Annotated in this window: 27 protein-coding genes and 1 tRNA gene; 11 read left to right on the forward strand and 17 right to left on the reverse strand. The window is 33.2% G+C overall.

Translation table 11 applies throughout. The features are described 5' to 3' along the window. Positions 1–152: 152 nt before the first annotated feature. Entirely contained in the window at positions 153–1,874 is a 1,722-nt protein-coding gene (locus BUB89_RS09605) for a sodium:solute symporter family protein (RefSeq protein WP_073244449.1), read from the forward strand. A 64-nt stretch (positions 1,875–1,938) separates the two neighbouring features. Here BUB89_RS09605 and BUB89_RS09610 read toward each other — a convergent pair whose 3' ends face one another. The 5 genes from BUB89_RS09610 to BUB89_RS09630 all read right to left on the reverse strand — a co-directional run bounded on the left by BUB89_RS09610 (position 1,939) and on the right by BUB89_RS09630 (position 5,600). Then, entirely contained in the window at positions 1,939–2,784 is an 846-nt protein-coding gene (locus BUB89_RS09610; protein ID WP_073244451.1) for a DUF2911 domain-containing protein, read from the reverse strand. Between the two features lie 54 nt (positions 2,785–2,838). Further along, on the reverse strand, positions 2,839–3,513 hold the full coding sequence (locus tag BUB89_RS09615) for an HAD family hydrolase (RefSeq protein ID WP_073244453.1): 675 nt from the start codon (positions 3,511–3,513) through the stop codon (positions 2,839–2,841). 88 nt (positions 3,514–3,601) lie between these two features. Continuing rightward, positions 3,602–4,318, reverse strand: coding sequence for a tRNA threonylcarbamoyladenosine dehydratase (locus BUB89_RS09620; protein WP_073244455.1), 717 nt, complete (start codon positions 4,316–4,318; stop codon positions 3,602–3,604). A 26-nt stretch (positions 4,319–4,344) separates the two neighbouring features. Then, positions 4,345–4,998: a TatD family hydrolase gene (locus BUB89_RS09625; RefSeq protein WP_073244457.1), complete on the reverse strand. Its 654-nt coding sequence runs from the start codon at positions 4,996–4,998 to the stop codon at positions 4,345–4,347. Further along, a complete protein-coding gene (locus BUB89_RS09630; RefSeq protein WP_073244459.1) occupies positions 4,998–5,600 on the reverse strand; it encodes a DUF1684 domain-containing protein in 603 nt (200 codons plus the stop codon). The genes BUB89_RS09625 and BUB89_RS09630 overlap by 1 nt, the downstream gene beginning before the upstream one ends. A gap of 292 nt (positions 5,601–5,892) precedes the next feature. Between BUB89_RS09630 and BUB89_RS09635 the strand changes: the two genes are divergently transcribed. From BUB89_RS09635 to BUB89_RS09645, 3 genes are all read left to right on the forward strand, one after another. Next, the gene (locus BUB89_RS09635) at positions 5,893–6,252 is read left to right on the forward strand and encodes a BlaI/MecI/CopY family transcriptional regulator (protein WP_073244461.1); all 360 of its coding nucleotides are present in this window, start codon (positions 5,893–5,895) and stop codon (positions 6,250–6,252) included. Positions 6,253–6,254: 2 nt separating this feature from the next. After that, positions 6,255–8,147, forward strand: coding sequence for a M56 family metallopeptidase (locus BUB89_RS09640; RefSeq protein WP_073244463.1), 1,893 nt, complete (start codon positions 6,255–6,257; stop codon positions 8,145–8,147). Between the two features lie 80 nt (positions 8,148–8,227). Beyond that, the gene (locus BUB89_RS09645) at positions 8,228–8,368 is read left to right on the forward strand and encodes an SsrA-binding protein (protein ID WP_073244465.1); all 141 of its coding nucleotides are present in this window, start codon (positions 8,228–8,230) and stop codon (positions 8,366–8,368) included. Here the strand turns inward: BUB89_RS09645 and BUB89_RS09650 are convergent. After that, positions 8,365–8,877 (reverse strand): adenine phosphoribosyltransferase, encoded by a 513-nt coding sequence (locus BUB89_RS09650; RefSeq protein WP_083552649.1) that lies wholly within the window; start codon positions 8,875–8,877, stop codon positions 8,365–8,367. The two genes, BUB89_RS09645 and BUB89_RS09650, sit on opposite strands and share 4 nt — an antisense overlap. Positions 8,878–8,969: 92 nt before the next feature. Here BUB89_RS09650 and BUB89_RS09655 point away from each other — a divergent pair. Beyond that, positions 8,970–9,043, forward strand: a tRNA-Arg gene (locus tag BUB89_RS09655). Between the two features lie 116 nt (positions 9,044–9,159). Here BUB89_RS09655 and BUB89_RS09660 read toward each other — a convergent pair. The 4 genes from BUB89_RS09660 to BUB89_RS09675 form a co-directional block, all read right to left on the reverse strand. After that, positions 9,160–9,612 (reverse strand): Lrp/AsnC family transcriptional regulator, encoded by a 453-nt coding sequence (locus BUB89_RS09660; RefSeq protein WP_073244469.1) that lies wholly within the window; start codon positions 9,610–9,612, stop codon positions 9,160–9,162. A gap of 224 nt (positions 9,613–9,836) precedes the next feature. Next, positions 9,837–10,829, reverse strand: coding sequence for a bile acid:sodium symporter family protein (locus BUB89_RS09665; RefSeq protein ID WP_073244471.1), 993 nt, complete (start codon positions 10,827–10,829; stop codon positions 9,837–9,839). A gap of 13 nt (positions 10,830–10,842) precedes the next feature. Beyond that, the gene (locus tag BUB89_RS09670) at positions 10,843–11,919 is read right to left on the reverse strand and encodes a methionine synthase (RefSeq protein WP_073244473.1); all 1,077 of its coding nucleotides are present in this window, start codon (positions 11,917–11,919) and stop codon (positions 10,843–10,845) included. 30 nt (positions 11,920–11,949) lie between these two features. Beyond that, the gene (locus tag BUB89_RS09675) at positions 11,950–13,002 is read right to left on the reverse strand and encodes a DUF1852 domain-containing protein (RefSeq protein WP_083552652.1); all 1,053 of its coding nucleotides are present in this window, start codon (positions 13,000–13,002) and stop codon (positions 11,950–11,952) included. Between the two features lie 268 nt (positions 13,003–13,270). Between BUB89_RS09675 and BUB89_RS09680 the strand changes: the two genes are divergently transcribed. Then, complete coding sequence (locus tag BUB89_RS09680) at positions 13,271–13,900, forward strand: nitroreductase family protein (RefSeq protein WP_073244476.1); 630 nt, start codon at positions 13,271–13,273, stop codon at positions 13,898–13,900. A gap of 467 nt (positions 13,901–14,367) precedes the next feature. Here BUB89_RS09680 and BUB89_RS09685 read toward each other — a convergent pair whose 3' ends face one another. Together BUB89_RS09685 and BUB89_RS09690 are read right to left on the reverse strand one after the other, a co-directional pair. Then, positions 14,368–15,486, reverse strand: coding sequence for a YCF48-related protein (locus BUB89_RS09685; protein WP_073244478.1), 1,119 nt, complete (start codon positions 15,484–15,486; stop codon positions 14,368–14,370). A 10-nt stretch (positions 15,487–15,496) separates the two neighbouring features. Then, positions 15,497–16,072, reverse strand: coding sequence for a hypothetical protein (locus tag BUB89_RS09690; RefSeq protein ID WP_073244480.1), 576 nt, complete (start codon positions 16,070–16,072; stop codon positions 15,497–15,499). A 364-nt stretch (positions 16,073–16,436) separates the two neighbouring features. On the opposite strand from BUB89_RS09690, the gene BUB89_RS09695 reads away from it, so the two are divergent. Then, positions 16,437–16,817 carry a SpoIIAA family protein gene (locus BUB89_RS09695; RefSeq protein ID WP_073244482.1) on the forward strand — a complete coding sequence of 127 codons (381 nt, stop codon included), beginning with the start codon at positions 16,437–16,439 and terminating at the stop codon, positions 16,815–16,817. Positions 16,818–16,848: 31 nt separating this feature from the next. Here the strand turns inward: BUB89_RS09695 and BUB89_RS09700 are convergent, their stop codons facing one another. Next, positions 16,849–17,367: a CinA family protein gene (locus BUB89_RS09700; RefSeq protein WP_073244485.1), complete on the reverse strand. Its 519-nt coding sequence runs from the start codon at positions 17,365–17,367 to the stop codon at positions 16,849–16,851. 312 nt (positions 17,368–17,679) lie between these two features. On the opposite strand from BUB89_RS09700, the gene BUB89_RS09705 reads away from it, so the two are divergent. The 3 genes from BUB89_RS09705 (at position 17,680) to BUB89_RS09715 (ending at position 19,098) form a co-directional block, all read left to right on the forward strand. Next, positions 17,680–18,102 (forward strand): hypothetical protein, encoded by a 423-nt coding sequence (locus tag BUB89_RS09705; protein WP_073244487.1) that lies wholly within the window; start codon positions 17,680–17,682, stop codon positions 18,100–18,102. A gap of 46 nt (positions 18,103–18,148) precedes the next feature. Then, complete coding sequence (locus BUB89_RS09710; RefSeq protein WP_073244490.1) at positions 18,149–18,355, forward strand: YtxH domain-containing protein; 207 nt, start codon at positions 18,149–18,151, stop codon at positions 18,353–18,355. A 62-nt stretch (positions 18,356–18,417) separates the two neighbouring features. Then, positions 18,418–19,098, forward strand: coding sequence for an SRPBCC family protein (locus BUB89_RS09715; protein WP_073244492.1), 681 nt, complete (start codon positions 18,418–18,420; stop codon positions 19,096–19,098). A gap of 258 nt (positions 19,099–19,356) precedes the next feature. Here the strand turns inward: BUB89_RS09715 and BUB89_RS09720 are convergent, their stop codons facing one another. Together BUB89_RS09720 and BUB89_RS09725 are read right to left on the reverse strand one after the other, a co-directional pair. After that, positions 19,357–19,935 (reverse strand): DUF4142 domain-containing protein, encoded by a 579-nt coding sequence (locus BUB89_RS09720; protein ID WP_073244494.1) that lies wholly within the window; start codon positions 19,933–19,935, stop codon positions 19,357–19,359. A 118-nt stretch (positions 19,936–20,053) separates the two neighbouring features. Beyond that, positions 20,054–20,332 (reverse strand): putative quinol monooxygenase, encoded by a 279-nt coding sequence (locus BUB89_RS09725; RefSeq protein ID WP_073244497.1) that lies wholly within the window; start codon positions 20,330–20,332, stop codon positions 20,054–20,056. Between the two features lie 101 nt (positions 20,333–20,433). Here BUB89_RS09725 and BUB89_RS09730 point away from each other — a divergent pair, with 101 nt between their 5' ends. Next, the gene (locus BUB89_RS09730) at positions 20,434–20,745 is read left to right on the forward strand and encodes a DUF3861 domain-containing protein (RefSeq protein WP_073244499.1); all 312 of its coding nucleotides are present in this window, start codon (positions 20,434–20,436) and stop codon (positions 20,743–20,745) included. Positions 20,746–20,807: 62 nt separating this feature from the next. Here BUB89_RS09730 and BUB89_RS09735 read toward each other — a convergent pair whose 3' ends face one another. Together BUB89_RS09735 and BUB89_RS09740 are read right to left on the reverse strand one after the other, a co-directional pair. Further along, positions 20,808–21,662, reverse strand: a complete 855-nt coding sequence (locus tag BUB89_RS09735; protein WP_073244501.1) for a fumarylacetoacetate hydrolase family protein — start codon at positions 21,660–21,662, stop codon at positions 20,808–20,810. A gap of 139 nt (positions 21,663–21,801) precedes the next feature. Continuing rightward, positions 21,802–22,566, reverse strand: a complete 765-nt coding sequence (locus BUB89_RS09740) for an SDR family NAD(P)-dependent oxidoreductase (protein ID WP_073244503.1) — start codon at positions 22,564–22,566, stop codon at positions 21,802–21,804. Positions 22,567–22,839: the final 273 nt, after the last annotated feature.

Consider the following 22,839-nt stretch of genomic DNA (forward strand, 5'->3'; position numbering starts at 1 on the left):
CTAATATATTTTCAAAAAACAACACTCTAAAAGAAGTAAAATGGGATTAAAAAAAGAAAAAAACTGGAAGGCAAATTACACCTGGGTATTAATTGCAAATGCTGTTTACATCTTAGTTTTTTATTTAATAATGAAATTATACTCTTAAAGCCATGCAATTATTCGACTGGATTGTACTTGTTATCACCTTATTATTTATAGTAATTTATGGTGCCTGGAAAACCAAAGGAAGTAAAAATGTAGAAGATTTTATTCTGGGCAGCAATGAAACACCATGTCATATGGTGGGACTTTCGGTGATGGCAACTCAGGCAAGTGCCATTACTTTTCTTTCTACACCCGGACAGGCTTATCATGACGGAATGGGATTTGTCCAGTTTTATTTTGGTCTCCCGATAGCCATGATTGTTATCTGTCTGACATTTATTCCCATTTATCATAAATACAAAGTTTTTACCGCTTATGAATATCTAGAAAAACGTTTTGATATAAAAACGCGTTCGCTGGCGGCTATTCTGTTCTTATTTCAGCGAGGACTGGGAACAGGATTAACTATTTATGCTCCTGCTATTATTTTGTCGGCATTATTGGGCTGGAATTTAACCTATATGAATATTGTTATAGGAATTCTGGTTATTATTTATACCGTTACCGGAGGAACTAAAGCAGTAAACGTAACCCAAAAACAACAGATGTTTGTGATTATGTCGGGTATGTTTATCACTTTCTTTCTTATTCTTCGTTTTTTACCTAATGACATGACTTTTAGTAATGCACTTCATATTGCAGGTGCTAATGGCAAAATGAATATTGTGGATTTTTCTACTGATCCGGAAGAAAAATATACTTTTTGGAGCGGAATCACCGGTGGTTTTTTCTTAGCATTGGCTTATTTTGGAACTGACCAGTCACAGGTAGGACGCTATTTATCCGGAAAATCAGTGCGGGAGAGCCAAATGGGATTAATCATGAATGGTCTGTTAAAAGTCCCAATGCAGTTCTTTATATTACTTACGGGAGTTATGGTTTTTGTCTTTTTCCAATTCAATCCTGTGCCTTTAAATTTCAATCCGAATAACAAAACAACGATTGAAAAATCACAATATAAAGACGAATACCACGCTTTAGAAAAAGATTTGGAAACCCTTTCCGAAGACAAAAAAGTTATTAATCTTTTATACATTGATCAGCTGAATCAGGATTATGACAACCCTATCCTGAGAAAAGAATTAGTGGCTATTTCGACCAAAGAAAAAGATTTAAGAGATCATGCGAAAGAAATCATCCACAAAGCCGATAGTGGAAGCGAAACCAACGATAAAGATTATGTTTTCTTCCATTTCATCTTGCACTATTTACCTAAAGGTTTGATCGGTTTATTGCTGGCTGTAATTATTTCGGCAGCCATGTCATCAACTGCTTCCGGACTTAATGCTCTGGCTTCAACAACGGCTATTGATATTTATAAGCGTAATTTAAAAGAACCTAAAACAGAAAAACATTATTTGAATGCTACTAAATTCTTCACTCTTTTTTGGGGAATTATAGCCATTCTTTTTGCTTGTGTGGGAACGCTTTTCGAAAATTTAATCCAATTAGTAAACATCATTGGCTCTATCTTTTACGGAACCGTTTTAGGAATATTTCTGGTTGGTTTTTACATCAAATTTATTAAAGCCAAAGCTATTTTCTACAGTGCTTTTATTACTCAGCTAAGTATTTTAGTTATTTATTATTTTGCTATTTTCATTTATCCAAGTGGCGAAGAAAAACTGGGTTATTTGTGGTTGAATTTTATTGGGGCGATGATGACTATTGTGCTATCCGCTTTACTGCAAGTCACCATTTTCAAGAACGAGAAGAATATTGCATAAACAAAAAATCCCATTTGCATCAAAAAACTGCAAATGGGATTTCTTTTTTATTTAAAAATGGAATTTATGACCTGCTCCATTCCTCTATACTCGCTTTATTCATTTCAACATATTCTTTATTCCCTGCTGCTTCCGAAGCCGAAATAGACCATTTAGCGGTTTCGATAGCACCTTTTTTATCTCCTTGTTTGGCCTGGATTAATGATTTTAATCTTAAATAATAAAAAGGAACGGCTTTAGACAATTCAACAGCTTTATCAATATAGGCTCTTCCTTTCTCAATATCACTATTGGATTGATAATAATATTGAGCTGCTGTATAATATTCTTCAGGTGAAGGACCTGCTAATGTTTTTTCGATACTTGCAATAGCCAGTTTCTTTGTAGGAACTTCGAATTTTAAAGACACATAAGAGTTCTCCCAGGAAATATCAAGAGTAGCTGAACTACTGTCTAAATTATTAATTGCCAATGTAAATGTTTCCACAGGTTTAGGCAAAGCTTCTTCTTTTACAGATGTTTTCAAAGCCACTTTAGACTCGTCAAACTCTTTAGGAGTTCCCCAATTATCCGTTTTAGTATAAAATATAACTTCCCAACTTTGAATATTAGGAATGGTATACAAAGCATATTTTCCTTTTTTCAGCGTTTTTCCATTAATGACAACATCATCGCTAAAAGAAATTGTAGAGTTATCATTAGCCCCTGTTCGCCATAACTGACCAAAAGGAACCAAATTTCCATAAACAGCTCTTCCTCTTGCAGATGGACGCGAATAAACAATTTCTACATCCGTCAAACCTACAACTTGCTTTACAATAGCTTTAGGACTTGTCTCAGGAATTTTTACCTGAGCTTCAACGGTAAAATGAGATATAATAAGCGATAAAACAATAACTATTTTTTTCATAATCGGAATATTTTTTTAAACATTTAAAATTACAACTTCTTCTGTATTATGCTGTTAAGAATTACATAATTTAGAATCCATATCTTTAACTAAAGCATAATTCAACTCATCAAAATGATTGACAACATAATCTGCTATGGATAAATCCTGATTTTTTGAATGTACACTGTTGTATCCTATACACAAAATCCCTGCCGCTTTTGCTGCAATAATTCCATTTGTGCTGTCTTCTATAACAATACATTCCTCTTTTGACGCTAGAGATAAGCTTGCAGCATGCTCAAAAATAGCAGGATGCGGTTTGGATTTAGGAAAATCTTCGCCACTTACCTTATGTGTAAAATAATCATGCAATTTAAAGCGGTTAAAAACACGCTCGATAGTAACTTTGGATGCAGAAGAAGCTAAAATTAACTGTACCCCATTTTGATGTAAATCAACTATTAAATTTCGAACACCATCCAGTAGTTCCAAATCTTTTTTGGTATCAAAAGCATCATTAAAAATACTGCGTTTTCTTTGAATTAAATCTTCTACTTCATTTTCGAGCTTGAAAATATCTTTTATTTTCTGAAAAATATTTCGGGTAGAATTCCCTGTAAATGAAGTGTACAATTCTTCACTAACTTCAATATTTAATTCTTCAAATTGTTTGTAATAGGCATAGCGATGTACTGGTTCTGTATCCACAATTACACCGTCCATGTCAAAAATTACTGTTTGTATCATTTTTTTTTAGATTTTTAGTTCTTAGTACCTAGTACTTAGCAAAATGTTTAAAGTTTAGTAGCTAAGGACTAACCACTAAGGACTAGAGTTACTCTTTTTTAATAATATAACGAATTACGGTTTCGGCAGCGTGTAAGCCAAATAAACCCGGCATGTAACTATTTGTACCATAAAATGATTTTTTATAGTTAGAACCATCGGTTAATTTCAAACTGCCTTCATCCTGGATTTCTGAGGAGAAAACCACTTTCAATTTGTTTATTTTCATCTTTTTCAATCGCTTTCTAATGGCTTTAGAAAAATAACAATTGATGGTTTTTCCAATGTCGGCTACTTTTACCTTCGAAGCTTCCATCTTTCCTCCTGCTCCCATACTGGAAATGATTTTCACTCTTTTTCGTTTAGCAGCAACAATCAAATTGATTTTAGGCGTAATACTGTCGATACAATCTAAAACATAATCAAATTGCGGATCTACAATTTCGAATGCACGCTCCGGAGAAAGAAATTCCTGCACACGGGTTAACTGCAATTCCGGATTTATATCCATCAATCGATCGCCCACAATGGTAATTTTGGGCTGACCCACGGTAGAATGCAAAGCAGGCAATTGTCGGTTAATATTAGTAATATCGACCACATCACCATCTACAATCGTCATTTTCCCAACTCCTGCTCTAGCCAGAAACTCGGCTGCAAACGAACCTACACCACCCAATCCTACAACAAGTACATGAGCATTTTGCAGTTTTTCTAATCCTTCTTTTCTAAATAATAATTCAGCTCTTTCGGTCCATTCAGCCATAATTAAAAGTATATTCGGTTATTTAGTTATTGTTTATTTTTAAAAACGGAATTGAAATTATTCGAAATCAGTTGTTGCAATTCCGTTATCGTAATCTTTTTATATTTTGCCGCAAGGGCATATACTTCCTCAATTCCTTCTTCAACCATATCTGTTTCCAGAAAAAAACGATCATTGGGTGTGTTCACAAAAACAGTTTCCATTTCAGGATTTTGCAATAAATTTTTACCAAAAGAAAGATAAAAACCATTGTCCAAAAGTTGTTTAGCCAATTGTTCTTTTTTAGAAAAACCATGAATCACAATGGGAATGGTCAGCTTTAATTTGTTCTTCAACGCTACCAATTCCTGAAAAGCATGTACACAATGAATAACAACCGCTTTCTGATGTTTTTCTGCCAATAAAAATTGTCTTTCTAGAACTTGCAGTTGGATTTCAAATGCTGTTTCGCTTCGTTTGTCTAAGCCACATTCACCAATAGCCAGACAGGAAGGAGAACTTATTTTCTGTTCAATTACTTCAAAGTCGCTTTCTAACCGGCTTTCATCAATAAATAAAGGATGAATTCCTATTGAATAATTAGGTAAAGCAGCATCAAATTCCTGAGGATATTGATTGACTAATTCCAATATATTCTCTCTACGGGTATAAACGTGGGTATGTAAATTAAAGTACTGCATTAATCATGAAATTTTTTAACACCCGCACGAATAGCTACTTTTAAATCGTTTTCCAAAGGTACTTTTGGACAAGAATAGCGATAATTATAAGCACAATACGGATTGTATGAAGTATTAAAATCGATAGCTATTGTATTTCCTTTTGGGATTTTTAAATCAATGTATTTCCCGCCTGTATAACTTTCTTTACCTGATGTTTCATCAAAAAAAGGCAAAAACAAATCGTTTTTGTATTGTGGATTTCTGGCTGATACCACATCCTGATAAAGATTTAGTTTGCATTTTTTACCATTGATTTCAAAATGTGCTTCTCCATATTTTATGAAAATCGGCGTTCTGTCCGTCGAAGTTTTCATTTGGAATGGTTTCTCTTTTGGAGTTCTCACAAAACGAGCTTTGACAAAGTACTTTTCACTAACAGGATAAAAATTTAAACTTTTAAATGCAGCTAAATCCTGAGCTTCCAGCGGACTGGTTTTGGGGTCAACATACTCTTTATTTAATTTCTGCTGGTATTTTTTGGCAGCAGCCGCATCAAATTTTTGTTGGCTAAAGCCAAAACTCCATGAAACTAAAAATACAAATAACAGAATAAACCTCATCTTCAAAATTTTATGCAAAAATACGGTAAATGTTGCAAAGCCACAAAGACTTAAGCTTTTAATATGCTTCTATAAGAATTAACGATTCTTGCCCCCAAACCGGCATCCTTTTTTGCCACTGATTATACCGATTAGACCTTTTTAATTCAATCTAATACTTTTTAACTTGGGGGGAATCTGTGTAATCTATCAACCTTAATTCTTTCAAAAACTAAAAAAATAGTTAAATAACTATAAAAATAGTTGTTAAACTAAAAACATAGTTATATAATTGTATTCAAATTAAACAGTTATGGAAAAATTAACCAATAAAGAAGAAGAAATCATGCAAATTTTGTGGAAGCTGGAAAAAGCTTTTGTAAAAGAAGTCATGGCCGAAATCAAAGACGAAAAGCCACATTACAACACCCTTTCTACGATTATTAGAAATCTGGAAGAAAAAGGATATGTTTCTTATAACGCCTTTGGAAAAACGCATCAGTACTACCCTATTGTAAAAATGGAAGACTACCGAAAAAAGTTCATGAATACTGCCATCGATACCTATTTTAATAGTTCTTATAAAAATATGGTTTCCTTTTTTGCCAAGGAAGAGAAAATATCTGCCGATGAATTACGGGAAATTTTAGCGATGATTGAAAAAAAACAATAGTTATGGAAAACGTATTTATTTACCTCATCAAAGCAAGTGGGCTGATTGGTTTGTTTTATCTGGCGTATATATTGCTCTTACGAAAAGAGACTTTTTTCAATGGTAACAGATGGTTTTTACTATCAGGATTAATCACTTCGGGCCTTTTACCCTTATTTTTTATCACCAAAGTCATTTGGATAGAACCTACAACAGATTCGTTCGATTGGTCGAATATTCCGGTGACAACTTTGGTAAATGCTCCTGAACCGGAAATTAATTGGTATCTAATCGTAGCTGGTGTTTACATTATAGGAATTGCAATTTCGTTTCTCAGACTGATTTTTGATTTTAATAGTCTGATAAAATTATTAAACGGAAAAACAATACAACAGCAAGGTAATTTCAAATTAATAGATATTGCCGAAAACATTGCTCCTTTCTCTTTTTTTAAATATATCGTGTTCAATTCGTCTTTGTATTCTGTTGTTGAATTAGAAAATATTTTAGAACATGAAAAAGTACACAGTCAGCAAAAACACAGTGTTGATGTGTTGCTTTCAAGCTTATTTTGTATCCTCTTTTGGTTCAATCCGTTGATTTGGCTGTACAAAAAAGCTATTGCGCAAAATCTGGAATTCATTGCCGATAACGAAGCGGCTAAAAGAATAGCAGACAAAAAAGCCTACCAATTAACTCTTTTAAAAATAACCACACTGGACAATTGTGTTGCACTTACTAATCATTTCTATCAATCCTTAATCAAAAAAAGAATTATTATGTTGAACCAAAACCCATCTAAAAAATCGAATTCGTGGAAGTATATTACAGTATTCCCTGCACTTGTTGCTTTTGTTTTTTTATTCCAAATTGAAGTAGTTGCACAGGAAAAAGAAACGAAGTCAGAATCTGTTGATTTAAAATCATTTAAAGTTGAAAAAGATTTAAATAATATATCAGAAGGAAAAGAAATTTATATTAATGGTAAGAAATCAACCGAGGAAGAATTAGCTAAATTAGATCCTAATGATATTGAAAAAATTGATGTGGATACAATTTCTGGTAAAAAGACGATTCTGGTAACTACAAAACACAATAATAATAAAACTACAATTAAAGTTACTGATAAAGACATTTACATTAATGGTGCAAAATCGACTAAAGAAGAACTGGATAAATTAGATCCTAAAGAAATTGAATCAATGGATGTTATTAAAGACAAAAAAGAAATACGAATTTTCACTAAAGATTGGCTAAAAAAAAGTAAAGAATTTACCTTTTATATTGATGATAAAAAAGTAACACCTCAAGAGTATTATTCATTCAATCCTGAAATGATTGAGTGTTCGCATGGAAACCTAGATGAAAAAACAATTAGAATTACTACAAAAACGAAAAAAGAGGAGAATAAAAATAGTACTGGCAGTGGATTATCTTTTCGAAATTCGAATACTAAACAAGATTTTGAAAAACCACTTATTGTAATTGATGGAATAAAAAAAGATTTTAATTTTAAAATTGAAGATGTAGATCCGGATAACATAAAAAGTATAACTGTATTAAAAGATCATCATGCTACCATGAAATATAATGAAAGTGGTAAGAATGGTGTAATTGAAATTACTATGAAAGACAAAAGAGGTAATATTGCAAAAGAATCTCAACCAATCAAAGTTTTAGGCTATGCAGAACAACAAGATAAGGAAGTTAATGGTTGGAAAGTTACTGGCTTTTCCTCCCTTGATGGAACAAAGCCGTTAATTGTTGTTGATGAAAAAACAAAGGAGCCAAATTTCAATATGGAAGATATTCCTAAAGACCAGATTAAAAAAATCGAAGTATTGAAAGGTAAAATTGCACTAGATAAATATGGAGAAAAAGGAAAAAATGGTGTTATAGAAATTAAAACTAAATAATCCAAAATTAAATTTAAAACGCAAAAGACGGTACTTCACAACTACCGTCTTTTTTGTATCTTTGAGAAAACCATAAAGTTATGTTTAAAATTTTAGCTAAAATCAACAAACTCATTTTACCTAGTTTTACTAAGCAGAGACTGGATTTGGCGAAAGCCAAGAAATGGCAGTTGGCTATTATTGGGTATCGCTATTATGTTACTACAAGAGCATTAGACTAATAGGTTACCGCTGCAAAAATATCGTATTCTTTTATTTTCTCTCTTCCATTTAAGAAAGTGAGTTCCATCAGGAAATTTAACTGTATAATTTCGCCACCTAGTTTTTCTACCAGTTCGCAAACTGCTTTGGCTGTTCCCCCTGTTGCCAGCACATCATCGTGAATTAATACCTTATCCCCTTTTTGAATCGCATCAATATGAATTTCCAGATTATCGGTTCCGTATTCTAAGTCGTAAGAAGCAGAAATGGTTTCGTATGGCAACTTACCAGGTTTACGTACAGGTACAAATCCGGCATTTAATTGCTGTGCTAATAACATTCCGAATAAAAAACCTCTACTTTCTGCACCAATAACCTTATCTATTTTTTGCCCTTTTAAGGATTCCACTAATGTTTTCAGGCATTCCCGGGTTGCATTTGCATCATTTAACAGCGGAGTTATATCTTTAAACAAAATTCCTTCTTTTGGAAAACCCTGAATATCACGGATATAATTTTCTAACTTCATTTTTTTTAGTATTTATTGAAATTTATGCTTGCAAGTTACACATTTATCCCTATATTTGCACCCGCAATCACGTTTACAAAACGTCTGCAAATGGCCTCGTGGCGCAACTGAATAGCGCATCTGATTACGGCTCAGAAGGTTACTGGTTTGAATCCAGTCGAGGTCACTTAAAAAACTCTAAATCAATGATTTAGAGTTTTTTTTTGTTCTAAACTTAAGATTCAATCTCCTAAAACAAAAATATACAAAGTTTCCTATTAGAACAATAAGCTTTCCTTTAGCCTATCCGTAGAGATTTTTTATCTCCGACATAACAAAGGTACTTTGGGTACTCCCTATACTTTCAACTGATCCTAATTTATTAAACACAAAATCTTGATAATGCTTCATATCTTTGACTGAAACTTTCATTAAAAAATCGTAATCACCTGATATATTGTAACATTCTACAATTTCTTCTATTTTCATAATATCACTAACAAACTGATTCCCTATGTTACGATCGTGCTGTTTAAGTTTGATATTACAGAAAACGATAAATCCCCTGTTTAGTTTTTCTGGATCCAGCAGGGCTATATATTTCTTAATATAACCGTTATTTTCCAATCTTTTAATACGCTCAAAAACAGGCGATGCCGAAAGATTTACCATTTTAGCAAGCTCTTTTACAGTGTATTTAGAATTATCGTGAAGTATATTTAATAACCGAAGATCAATTTCATCTATCTGCTCCATAGAATATTACTTTAAACAGGTTTAATTTATTTTAAATCAGAATAAAATTCTTCAAATATAACCAAAAACAATACAAAAATCTTATTTCGCACAAGTTAAAAACATAACATACTGCAGCTTTTATCTTCACAGTATAAAAATCTAAAAGGCATTATTTTATAGCAGGGAGCATTATTCTTGGTGCCCTTTATCTAAAAAGATAAAGGACCACGTCATAAATAAAATTATACTTCTTTTCGTCGAGCCATACCCTGAGCGATGATACTTGCGGCAATCAATTGTAAGGCATGGTAAAGCATGAGCGGCAGCAATATGATACCGGTGATGGTACTGTGCTGAAAAAGTACTTTTGACATAACCGTGCCGTGTACCAATGACTTTTTAGACCCGCAGAATAAGACAGTAATACGGTCTTCATCAGAAAAACCAAGCAGGCGGCTGAGTAGTCCTACACAAAAGAATACGGCAAAAAACAACGCCATCATCCCTGCAGCGAGTCCAGCAAGTTCAAGGGCGGTGAAGCCTTCAAAAAGATGTTCGGAAAATGACTTGCAAAACGACGTGTAAATAATCGTTAGAATAACTGCCTGATCGAAATATTTGAGCTGTTTCTTGTATTTTTCGGCAATGGCGCCGAAACGGGAATTGAGGCTTATACCAATGATGACAGGCAGCAAAACTTGAAGAATCAACTTTAAGCCGATTTGAGTGATATCAAAATCGCCTGTAGCAGAAGCTATAAATAACCCAACCCAGATCGGCGTCACAACTACTCCGATCAAACTGGAAATACTTGCATTGAAAATGGCTGCGGGAATGTTTCCCTTGGCGATGGAAACCATGACCACCGAAGAGGATACTGTAGATGGTAATGCTGCCAGAAAAAATACACCCAGCCAAAGCAGCTCAAAGCCGTTATTGATAAACAACGGGCGAAATGCCAAAACAATAAGCGGAAAAAATAAAAAGGTTGTCAACTGGACGACAATGTGCATTTTCCAATTGGAAAGTCCGGCTTTTAGTTTCTCAACACTTAAACGTAAGCCATAAAACAAGAAAATCAACGAAACTCCAGCATTGGCAATCTCCTCCAGCGAAACAGGTTCTTTGACCATGCCTGGCTTTGGCAAAAAATAAGCCATCAGAATCATGGCGGCTATCATTAACAGGAAACCGTCGAAACCTGCTTTTTTTAATACTTCTAATAATTTCTTCAATGTGTTTTAAATATTATTCCTCCGTGGAGGCACGGACACCATTATTAATACATTGAGACCAAACCCCAAGTTCTTTGCGTATAATTTCTGCTCCTGCGCTTAAAGCACTTAACTTGCCTCTGGCTACGTTTCGAGATAGCGGGGCCATACCGCAGTTTGTAGAAGGGTAAAGATTTTCGGCATCTACAAACTCAAGAGCTTTACGCAGCGTAGCAGCAACTTCTTCTGGTGTTTCGATAGTGTTGCTTGCCACATCAATGGCACCGACCATTACTTTTTTACCGCGAACAAGTTCGATTAAATTTAAAGGCACATTGGAGTTGTGACATTCTAAAGACACCACATCAATTTTAGATTTTTGAATTTTCGGAAAAATTTCTTCGTATTGTCTCCACTCTGAACCTAATGTCTTTTTCCAATCAGTATTTGCCTGTATTCCATAACCATAACAAATATGAACCGCAGTTTGACAGTGTAAACCTTCAATAGCTCTTTCTAATGCTGCCATTCCCCAATCGTTTACTTCATCAAAGAACACATTAAATGCAGGTTCATCAAACTGAATAATATCTACCCCTGCGTCTTGAAGTTCTCTTGCTTCTTCATTGAGTGCTTTTGCAAATTCCCACGCCAATTTTTCCCGGCTTTTATAATGGTCGTCGTACAAGGTATCTACCATTGTAAGCGGGCCTGGCAATGCCCATTTTATAGGCTTATTAGTCTGTTTACGTAAAAAATTAGCATCTTCAACAAAAACTGCTCTTTGACGTGCAACCTCACCTACCACTACTGGAACACTCGCGTCATAACGATTACGGATTTTTACTGTTTTACGATTTTCAAAATCTACACCGCTTAAATGTTCGATAAAAGTCGTTACAAAATGCTGGCGTGTCTGCTCGCCGTCGCAAATGATATCTATATCTGCCAATTGTTGTTCGTGCAGAGAAATGCGCAACGCATCTTGTTTTCCTTCAAGTAGCTGATCGCCTTCTAATTTCCATGGTGACCAAAGTTTTTCGGGTGGTGCAAGCCAGGCAGGTTTGGGTAAACTTCCGACAATAGAGGTAGGTAATAATAATTTCTTCATAATAGTATAATTTTAATGCGTTGTAATCAATTAAAGTGTAAAATTAGCAGACCATTGTTCCAGGAGACTTTTGTAAGGTTTAATGAAATGCTCTTCTGCATATTTACCCTGTTCAAGAGCCAGTCGGCTGCGCTCTTCGCGGTCATAAGCCACGCGAGTCAGTGAATAATCTTCGTGTTTAATACTAGGTTGATAGATTTTCCCAGCCACTGAATTTGCATTGTAAATTTCAGGGCGATAAATTTTCTGGAAAGTCTCCATCGTGCTGATTGAGCTGATTAATCCAAGATCTGTATAATCCGCAAGCAGATCTCCGGAATGATAAAAAGCCATCGGTGCCACACTATTCGGAGGCATGAAAAAACGAACCTTTAAGCCCATTTTAGAGAAATATTCATCAGTGATAGAATATTGATCCTGCAAATACTCAAAACCCAGAACCGGATGCTGATACTCAGTACGAGTATAAGTTTTGTTGCTCGATACACTTAGACAAATGATTGGTGACTTCTTAAAGTACTCTTTATAAGTGGTTGAATTCACAAAACACTTATAAAGTTTTCCATGCAAATCACCAAAATTTTCAGGAGTACAAAAACTAGATTTATTTTTATTGTAATCGATCAATAAAATACTGAAATCATAATCACGAACATAAGACGAAAAATTATTTCCGGCAATACCCTCAATACGCTGGCCAGTTTTGTGGTCAAAAATATTGGTTTTTAAAACTTCAATCAAAGGCAGATTTTTAATACCATTCTTATCATCAATACTCATCGTTACTGTGATGATTTCAAGTTCTACAAGGTAACGATCCCCTTTTGGATTATCCAGATGAGCCAATGCATTGAATCGATTGTTAATCATATTTAATGCATTACGTAAGTTTTGTTGGCGATTACCGCCTCTAGCCAAGTTTGCAAAATTGGTTGTCAAACGCGTTTCGCTTGAGGGGTGATAGTTTTCATCTAAACGAGTGCTCTTTAGTGTGAATGCAAAATCATTCTGGATTGTATTCTGGATGTTTTCAATATCCTTCTTTTCGTTTATTCCCCTATCTTCTTGTATGTTCGCTTTCATCTGATGATGCTATTTAGTTTTTTTACCCTGCAAATTTGAAAATAAAAGATTTAATATTTTACAAAACCGAAAAAATAAGATAATTATTCTTTTTTATAATATTTTTACAGATTATTAATCTTTTTATAAATGTAATAATAAAGGAAAACAGATAATTATTCTTTAGATAACTAGGATATGACTGATTTGAAGTTTCCCATAGCAATTCAAGCGTCGAAAAAGAAAACAATATCATTTATATTTGCCAAAAATTAAGATAGACATAGCAATGAATTTGATAGAAAATTTAAAATGGCGCTACGCCACAAAAGCTTACAGTAACATTAAAGTAACAGAAGAGAAGGTCGATCAGATCTTAGAGGCTATAAATCTTTCAGCATCTTCTTGTGGTCTGCAATCTTACCGTGTTTTTGTTGTAAGCAACCCGGAAATCCAAAAAAAATTAGGTGCTGATTCGTATAATGGACAGATTAGCTCTTGCTCTCATTTGTTGGTTTTTGCTGCATTCAATGACATGACTTCGCGTTACATTGACGATTACATGACAATGACAGAAAAGCAAAGAGGTCTTGATGCTGGTGCCTTATCAGGATTTAGAAATGGACTGCATTCCTATTTCAGTGCTATTAACGAAGAACAAAAAGCCCTTTGGGCGGCCAAACAGGCTTATATTGCACTAGGAACTGCACTTATTGCTGCGGCAGAATTGAAAGTGGATGCCACTCCTATCGAAGGATTTAATGCCGCCACTATCGATGAAGTTTTAGGTTTGAAAGAAAAAGGGTTATATGCTACAGTTATCCTCGCTTTAGGATATAGGGATTCTGAAAAAGACTATATGGCAGCTACTAAAAAAGTTCGTTTGCCTATAGATGAAATGATAACTAAAGTTTACTAATGTTATTTATACATGTTAATTATTAAGTAAAAGTATATGTTGAACCTTGTGCACTTGCTACCTTTTCTGCCACAAAAAGCTCAGGCGAATTATACAGTTTTTATCCTGCATAAGATATGTGGCAGCATTATGGCACGTTGCATTTGGACTTGATACCTTTTTCACACAAAAAACTAAGGCGAATCTTAAATAAATTTTATAGAAATTTGTCCTGTTCCTGTCGCAAAACCCTGATAAAATATCAGGTTTTTTTTATGGTTCGAAAATTCTCTTGTACTTTGTTTTTTCTTTTAATGAAGTAAGCAGCAATAGAACAATTATATAATAGGAAAATAGTGCCCCAATAGAATATCCTATAAAAGAAACTAAAGACTGCAATAAAACCGCAATAATTCAAGATATGAAGCCTATAGCTAATATAATGATGGTGCTTATTCTTAATATTTTATACACCGTATTCTTTTTTATTACTTATAAAAGTATTCATTAGTAGTTTTATATAAGTTATTTCTATCCAGAATGTAAATGTTATTTTCAAAAACATCAATAGCATAAGAATCTCCCATAAAAAGAATGTTTTCATCTGTTTTAGTTAGAAAGGGATGGATATTCTTTCCATTTTTATCAATTTCATACATAAAAACAGCTCTGTTTTTAGAAAAGGAAATTGAAGTGGTTATAAGCGCTTTATTCTTGATAAACTCAATGTCCGTGATGTTGGGATTCTCTGGAACTTCGATTATGCGCCAATTTTCCCCACCATCATCGGTATAATGTAGTTTTCCATTGATTCCTCCTACATAGCCCTCATTACTGTTTTTGAAAGCAATCGAATTTAAAGGCTTTGTCTTGAGAAGTAGTTTCCAAGTCTTTCCACCATCATTTGTTGTATAACATTCTCCAAATGAGGTCACGATAGTAATTTTTTCACTAGAATGAATAGCAAAATCTGTTATGGCTCCGCTATTTTTTAATGCTTCATTAGTATCAATTATTTCCCACTGCTCTCCTCCATCATTCGTTTTTAGAATAAGGGGAATAGTATTATGTTCACCAACGATAAAGCCTGATTTTTCATTAAAAAAATGAATTTTATAGAATTTAAATTGGCCGAAAGAATTTCCCTCTTCAAAAAGATTTTCGGCATTATAAACGCTCCAAGATCCGCCAAAATCATTACTCCTGAAAATATAGTTACTTTCTCCAACAATAAATATAGTATTACCGGAAAAGGAAACGGAATGAAAAGCATTGGCAAATTTTGAAAAAGAATATTCTTTCCAATTAGCACCTCCATTTTTTGTGATTCTGGCTCTTAACCCCGTTCCGCCAGCCAATATTCCAATATCTTCCGTTTTAAATTTGATGCTGTTATAAAAGTGAAATCCTGTTTCCTCTAAACTATTGAGTATAGAAACGTTTTGGTTATTTGCGGTATTAATAAAAGAAAGATCTGTTTGGGTACTAGTATCAATAGTACTGAATTCTATTTCGGGAACTTCTTTAATGGGAATGTAATTGTTTTTTGAACACGATAAGAAAAGTGATATCAAAAATATTAAAATGTAATTGTTCATACTACTCATTGCTTGTTTTTTACTCTTTATATTTCCTTAATAATTTTTTCAAAGGAATTCTTGAGTTTTTAAATTTTTCTGTCTTCTTTAAATAAGGTTCTATAGTGAAACTGATTCTATCGTCAGCATCAAAAACCCAATAATTACCTTCTAGTTTTCCATTGCTGCTTTGAATGTTATCTTCAGGTATATTGTTTAAGTAAAACTTATTTTTAGCAGCATTGAACCAGATCCCCATAGAAGCTAAATCTTTTTCATGGGTATATTTAAGGGTAAGGTGCGGTCTAATTAAAACCAAATAGGTTTGAGTAGTCATTTTCACAGGAGTAAGCTTAAAATCCTTGGAGGTAAAATTATCCAATTCTTTCGCCCAGGCTGTATGCTTCTCTTTCCATTTGTAAATTTTGTCCCATTGTTCAAATACAAGTCTCTCGTCTTTTTCAGACTGGATCAAGGCAAACAAATCTTCCTGAATAATCTCTATTTGCTTTTCCTTCGGATAAATGAGTACGGTAGTTTTATCGGCCGTAATTCGTGCATCATCCATTCCAAAAAAGGATCCCAAGGCAAAAAAAAATATTTTTATTTCGTTCATTTAACAGTTTATTTTATGGTCATTATTAGCTCTAAAATTTCTTTTCCTTTTCTATCATTAATTTAGTGTTTCCAATGCTCTTTTAGATATGCTAAAAAAAATTACAGACAAACTTAAGAATAAATTTTACTAAAAATAAATTGTTCCAATTCTTCAAATCCTCTAACAGTGATTCAAGTTTTTGTACCACAAATCACAAAATCTTTAGATTTACTAATTATATTAATGCTTGGCTTCTAACAAAACAACTTACAACCTACTTATTTTCAACAATATATTGAAATTTTGTAAAATTTTATAAATTAAATGTAAGGCAAGAACCAATTTTTAAGCATAACTTTAGGAGAATAAAAAAAACCATATCATGATAGAAGTAATAAATACCACACCACATACTATTGCTGCTTTTAGAGTGACCGGAGCAGTTACTAAAGAAGATTATAACAATATTGTTATTCCTGAGGTGGAACGGCTGATAAAACAGATTGATTACATTAATTTTTTACTGGTACTGGATAGTAATCTGGAGAATTTCACGACCGGTGCCTGGGCTCAGGATGCCATGTTAGGTTTGCAAAATATGGGCAGATGGAACAGAGGTGCCATTGTAACTGATTCAGAAAGGATTATTTCTTTTACAAATGGTTTCTGTTATTTAGTTCCCGGTGAATTTAAAGGTTTCAAGAAAGAAGAATACGACCATGCGATCCATTGGGTTTCAGAGGAGTTGCTTTTGAAAGAATAACAAAAACTGACTTTGTGATTTTACCGAATCATCAGCTTATTTCTTCATAATTCTTTTTATTTTGTTTATCAAACTCATCCAGTTCTTCAATAATAACCGAAGCAGCTACATCTATAGACTGATCAACAATATCTTCTGCATCACCTTTAAACTCATAGCGTTTTGCTAGTTGTTTATGGGGAAAAATAAAATGCAAAAAAATAGTTCCCACAGGCTTTTCAGGAGTTTCACTACCACCGGAAGTACTCAGTCCCGTTATAGCTACACAAATATCCGAGGGAACCGTTCTGCAAAAATTTTGCGCCATGGCTTTTGTAACCTCAGCTGATTCAGGGGTGAACTTTTCTAATAAATAATGCGGAATAGCCAGCAATTCTTCTTTCATTTCCCCATCATAACAAACCATTCCACCAATAAGTATTTTACCTGATTGCGGAACTCTGGAGAACTCATAGCACATTTTTCCTGCTGACATACTTTCTACAAATGCTATGCTCCAATTCTTTTTTACAAGTGCATTACTGCATTCTACAACTTTTTGAGATATCATTGCTTTCAGAATTTTTGTTATTACAAATCAATAAAACTCTTATTCGAAAATTTTATCGAAAAAACTTCTTTTACAAAAATAAGAATCAATAACAGCAGCTGTCTTATATAATTATTATCATCGCTTACAAAAATCCAAGCTATACTACTCATAATCCACATATTAGCATCTTAGAATTATATAATGATTGACTTTAATTCTATAAGCCAAACGCTACGTGAAATTGTACTTTTGAAAATAATCAATTACTAATTTCTTTAATTGATGAAAAAATCCCCCATAAATATTTACAAATTCTTAAAATAATTAGCCATGGAAAATGATAAAAAACGTGATTTCGAAAAGGATGAACGTGACACCCCAATAGAAAATGATTTATACTTTGATAAAGAACAAAACAAAGAGCAATTTGAAGAATTCAGTACCGATCAACCCCAATTTAATACCGATGAGAATCAGAATTTAAATTCCGATTTGCATAATATCGCTGTTGAAAATATTGAATTTAATGAAAAAACCAACACTTTTAAACCAGATGATTCTCAACCCGATCAGAAAAAAGAAATAAAGAGAGTTGATAATTTTGAAGAATTTGGAGATGAAAAAGAAGAAGATATAGTGGATCCGGATTTTTATGAGGAGGAAGATAACGAAGATGAAGAAGATGATTTAAGTGATTCAGGATATGATCCGGAACTGGGCGTTCAAAAACGAGAAGATTCAAGATTAAAATAAAAGTAAAACAGGAAAATCCCGAATATTAATTTTAAAAAACAACATTATGGAATCAGGCAAAGTAGTAGGTGCATTGTTAACAGGAGTGGCTGTAGGTGCAGTGCTGGGAGCTTTACTAACCTCTGAAAAAGGAAAAGATTTAATCAAAAAAATTGTTGAACTGGAATCAGATGGTTTTAATACTATTAAAGATCTCATCAGCGATTTTAAAGGAAACATTTCTGACTCAGGAACATCCAATCCACCTTTATAATTTTATAATAAAAAGCATTGTAAATGAATATTTGTTTACAAGGCTACAAAACATTTTACATTATGGAAACACAAACACAATCTTTGACGCAAAAAGCGCATAAACCGATGATTAAAAACAATGTTTCAACACTGGAACGAATAATAATGGTTACAAGCGGTGCCTATTTGTTATATAGCGGTTTGAAACAAAAAGAAAAAGATCTGACAAAAAGCAGCCTTGGCGGCGGTATGCTTTTAAGAGGTATCAGCGGCTACTGTCCCGTTTATGATGCCGTAGATCATTTAAAAAATGACAAAGCACACAATGTAAACATCAGGCTGAGCAGTTTTATTAATAAGCCTGTTAGCGAAGTGTATGCTTTTTGGCGAAATTTAGAAAATCTGCCTAAATTCATGAATCACTTAGAGTCTGTTAAAACTATTGATTCTACCGTTTCGGAATGGACAGCCAAAGGTCCCGCAGGAATTGGCAGATTAAGTTGGAAAGCTGAAATTGTTAAAGATGAAAAAGAACGACTTTTAAGCTGGCATTCATTAGCTGATTCTTCTATCGAAAATGCCGGAAAAGTAGTTTTTAAATCTAAAGGCAACGGAACTGAACTTGATATTACAATTTCGTACCACGCTCCTCTGGGGGTAGCAGGTGAAAAAGCTGCCCGACTTATCAATCCGTTTTTTGAAAAAATAGTACGTGATGATGTCCAGAATTTAAAAAGCTATTTAGAATCCGGGCATAATTAGTAGTATTTCAAATTATAAAAAAACCTGCGAATTGCAGGTTTTTTTATGGCAAAATTTCGACTATAAATAACACTTTTACATCTGGAATAAATTTAAAAATCACGACTACTAAGCAAACTCTCTGCACTGAAATATTTTTTTCGTATTCCTAAAGTACTTCAATAAATTACAGGGTTTTAAACCCAAATCTAAAACCCATAAAAAAAGCTGTTGAACGATTTCAACAGCTTTTTCATTTTTTTTTAGAACAATACTTATTTATTTTTTATGCATTTCTTTTATTCTTTTAGCTTCATTAAGGTGAGCTGTTAAAGGACTAAGTTGATTTGCAGCCCAGCTTTTAAGATCAGCATCTGTTGCTTTTTCTGAAATCTTTTCCATTTTATCAATAGCATCCTGATGACCGTCAACCATCATATCAGCAAATTTTTTATCAAAATCTTCCGCTGATTCTTCTTTTAGTTTATTGTATTTATCACGATCATCCTCAGAAATTGATGTAGGCAATGTAATTGATTTTTTATCTGCTAAAGTTTTTGTTTCTTCTAATGCTTTTTCATGGTCTGTAACAAGCATTTTTCCAAAATTTTTAACATCCTGACTTACTCCTTTTTCCTGAGCCAGTTTACCAATTTCGATTTCTTTTAAATTTATTGCCGCTGCTTCCACTAAGTAATCAGCATCATCTTCAACGTTTTCATTTTGAATGTTGGCTTCATTTTGATCTTCTGCCATTTCTACAGGATCTTCTTGTTTTGCTTCGTTTTTACAAGAGTTCAAAGTAAATAGTGCTAACGCCGCACCTAAAACAATTTTGCTTAATATAATCTTTTTCATAATAATTGAGGTTTTAAAGTTTAATTCAAAACTACTTTTATTACGATAAAAGATTTTACAACATTTTTTATAAATTTTATACTATTTGTAGATTCACTTCTTTTTTCAGCCGATTTTACTATAAAACCTGAGTCGTTTTATAGACCTGAATAGGCGAAGCCAATAAACTTTCACTATTGGTGATAAAATCTTTTAAATACAACTGTTCGTTATGTATATCTAATCCTGGCTGATCTTTCCATTCTTCCCAGATGATAAACACATTTTCGGTGTAATGCAAATCATAGCGGATACACGCTGCTTCTTTTCTTGTATTGGCAACAAGATTATGAATCATGTTTTTAACTGTTTCTGTAGTTTCTTTTTTACTTTTTATAATAGCTGTAATTGAAATCATAGTGCTGTACTTTTAGTATTCTAATAACTAATTTAGTTAATTTAGTATCATTAATAACGAAAACTGATCTTATTTTAAAATTCTAACTTAAAAATAAACTCATGGAAAAAAGAGCCCATCAATACAAACTTACACTGGAATATGTGAAAGACGCTAAAGGAGAAGCTGTTTCAGAATCTCCTATCGAATTTTTATTTGAAAATCATGATAATATTTTTTCTATTATCGAAAAACAGAAAGACAAAAATTTATTTGGAAATAAACAACAGGCTACCGAATTTGCCATTGGATTAAAACTCTTTAGCGAAGTAATGCTTAAAAACCGAAAAAATCCTTTGTTTGAAGAATTAGGCCCTGCTTTTGGAATCTTTATAAAAAAACTTAAAGGCATCTCTCAAAACGAATCAGAATAAAAACAGAAAAGAGCATTAAATCAGGAAGATTCAATGCTCTTTTACATTTATTGTTCTATTTTTTATTTAGAATAAGCTACAGCAACTTGTTTACTTGAACCTAAACCTTCAATACCTAATTCGATAACATCACCTGCTTTTACATAAACAGGATCTGGTTTAATTCCTAAACCTACTCCCGGAGGCGTTCCTGTACTAATGATATCACCAGGAAGTAAAGTCATAAACTGACTTAAATAATGTACTAAAAACGGAATTTTAAATACTAAGTTAGACGTATTACTGTTTTGGAATTTTTTACCATTAACAGTCAGCCACATTGACAAATTATTTACATCAGCAATTTCATCCTGAGTAGCTAAAACAGGTCCAAGAGGTGCAAAAGTATCACAACCTTTTCCTTTAGCCCATTGTCCTCCCATTTCAATCTGGAAAGCTCTCTCGCTGTAATCGTTTAATAAAGCATATCCGGCAACATAATCTAAAGCATCTGCTTCATCTACATAACTTGCTTTTTTTCCTACTACAAAAGCTAATTCTACTTCCCAGTCGGTTTTTTCGCTTCCTTTAGGGATAATTACATTATCATTTGGCCCACATAAAGAAGTAGTTGATTTGAAGAAAATGATAGGTTCTGTTGGAATTGGAGCTCCTGTTTCATGGCAGTGATCTACATAATTTAAACCAATACAAATGATTTTAGAAGGTCGTGCAACCGGTGAACCTAAACGAACATCACCAGCAACTTCAGGAAAAGAAGTTCCGTTTTCTATAGCTGCCTTTAATTTTTCTAATCCGTTATTTTCAAAAAAAGATTCGTTATAATCACTTACAACAGAAGAAACATCATATCTTTTTTCTCCAACTAAAATTCCGGGTTGCTCCTTGCCTTCGGCTCCAAAACGTATTAATTTCATTTCTTTATTTTTTTTAAAAGTTACTGAGTTACTGAGTTTCTAAGTTTTTTTAATCTTATTACTTAATAGCTTAGATTCTTAGCCTTTTCTTAGTTTCAATCTTAGAAACTTAGCCGCTTAGAATCTTAGCAACTCTTATTTAATTATTTAATTTTATAAATCCTCCATCAATTGGGTAATCTGAACCGGTAATAAATCCGGCTTCCTCACTGGCTAAAAACAATGCTAAAGTAGCAATTTCTTCCGGTTTTCCCATTCTTCCGATTGGCTGTGATTTTGATAATTTATCAAATATTTCAGCTTCATTTCCGGGATAATTTTTCGAAATAAATCCATCTACAAACGGTGTATGTACACGAGCCGGAGAAATAGAATTACAACGAATATTTTCATTGATATAATCCTTAGCCACAGATAAAGTCATCGACATTACTGCTCCTTTAGCCGTAGAATATGCAAAACGATCCGGAATTCCTACCCATGAAGCAATAGAAGCCAGATTAACAATCGACCCTCCGCCCGACTTACGGAATTGCGGAATTGCAGCAAACAAACAGTTGTAAACTCCTTTTACATTTACAGCCATTATGCGGTCAAAATCTGCTTCAGGAGTAGTATCTACCTTACCTACATGAGCAATTCCTGCATTATTTACTAAAATATGAATGTTTCCAATTTTTTCAAAAGTAGCTACAACCTCATCATGTTTAGCCACATTACAGGCATGTGCAAAAACTTTTCCTCCGCTCGCTGTGATTTCGTCAACAGTAACCTGAGCACTTTCGGCAGTTAGTTCTACAATATGAACTTCAGCTCCTTGTTTTGCAAATAAAACCGAGATTGCTTTCCCTATTCCACTACCTCCGCCAGTAATGATTGCTTTTTTATCTTTTAATGAGAACATTTTATAGTAGTATTAAATTATTAAAAATGAATAAACGTATTTCAAAAAGGCAAATTTATAAATAAACAGTTCGTTTTCAAGAGATAATATTGCATTAATTTCTTTTTATTTTTTAGAAAACAAATCCATTTTTTCTAAAAAAAGAAATATTTAATCTTTGTTAATCAAATATTTAACACTAAAAAGCCATTTCAAAATTCAGGAAATAAAGGTAATATCCTATATTACCATATAATAATTCGATTTTATCCTTATCTAATTATTATTTATCTT

The sequence above is a fragment of the Flavobacterium flevense genome (assembly GCF_900142775.1).
Taxonomy (GTDB): domain Bacteria; phylum Bacteroidota; class Bacteroidia; order Flavobacteriales; family Flavobacteriaceae; genus Flavobacterium; species Flavobacterium flevense.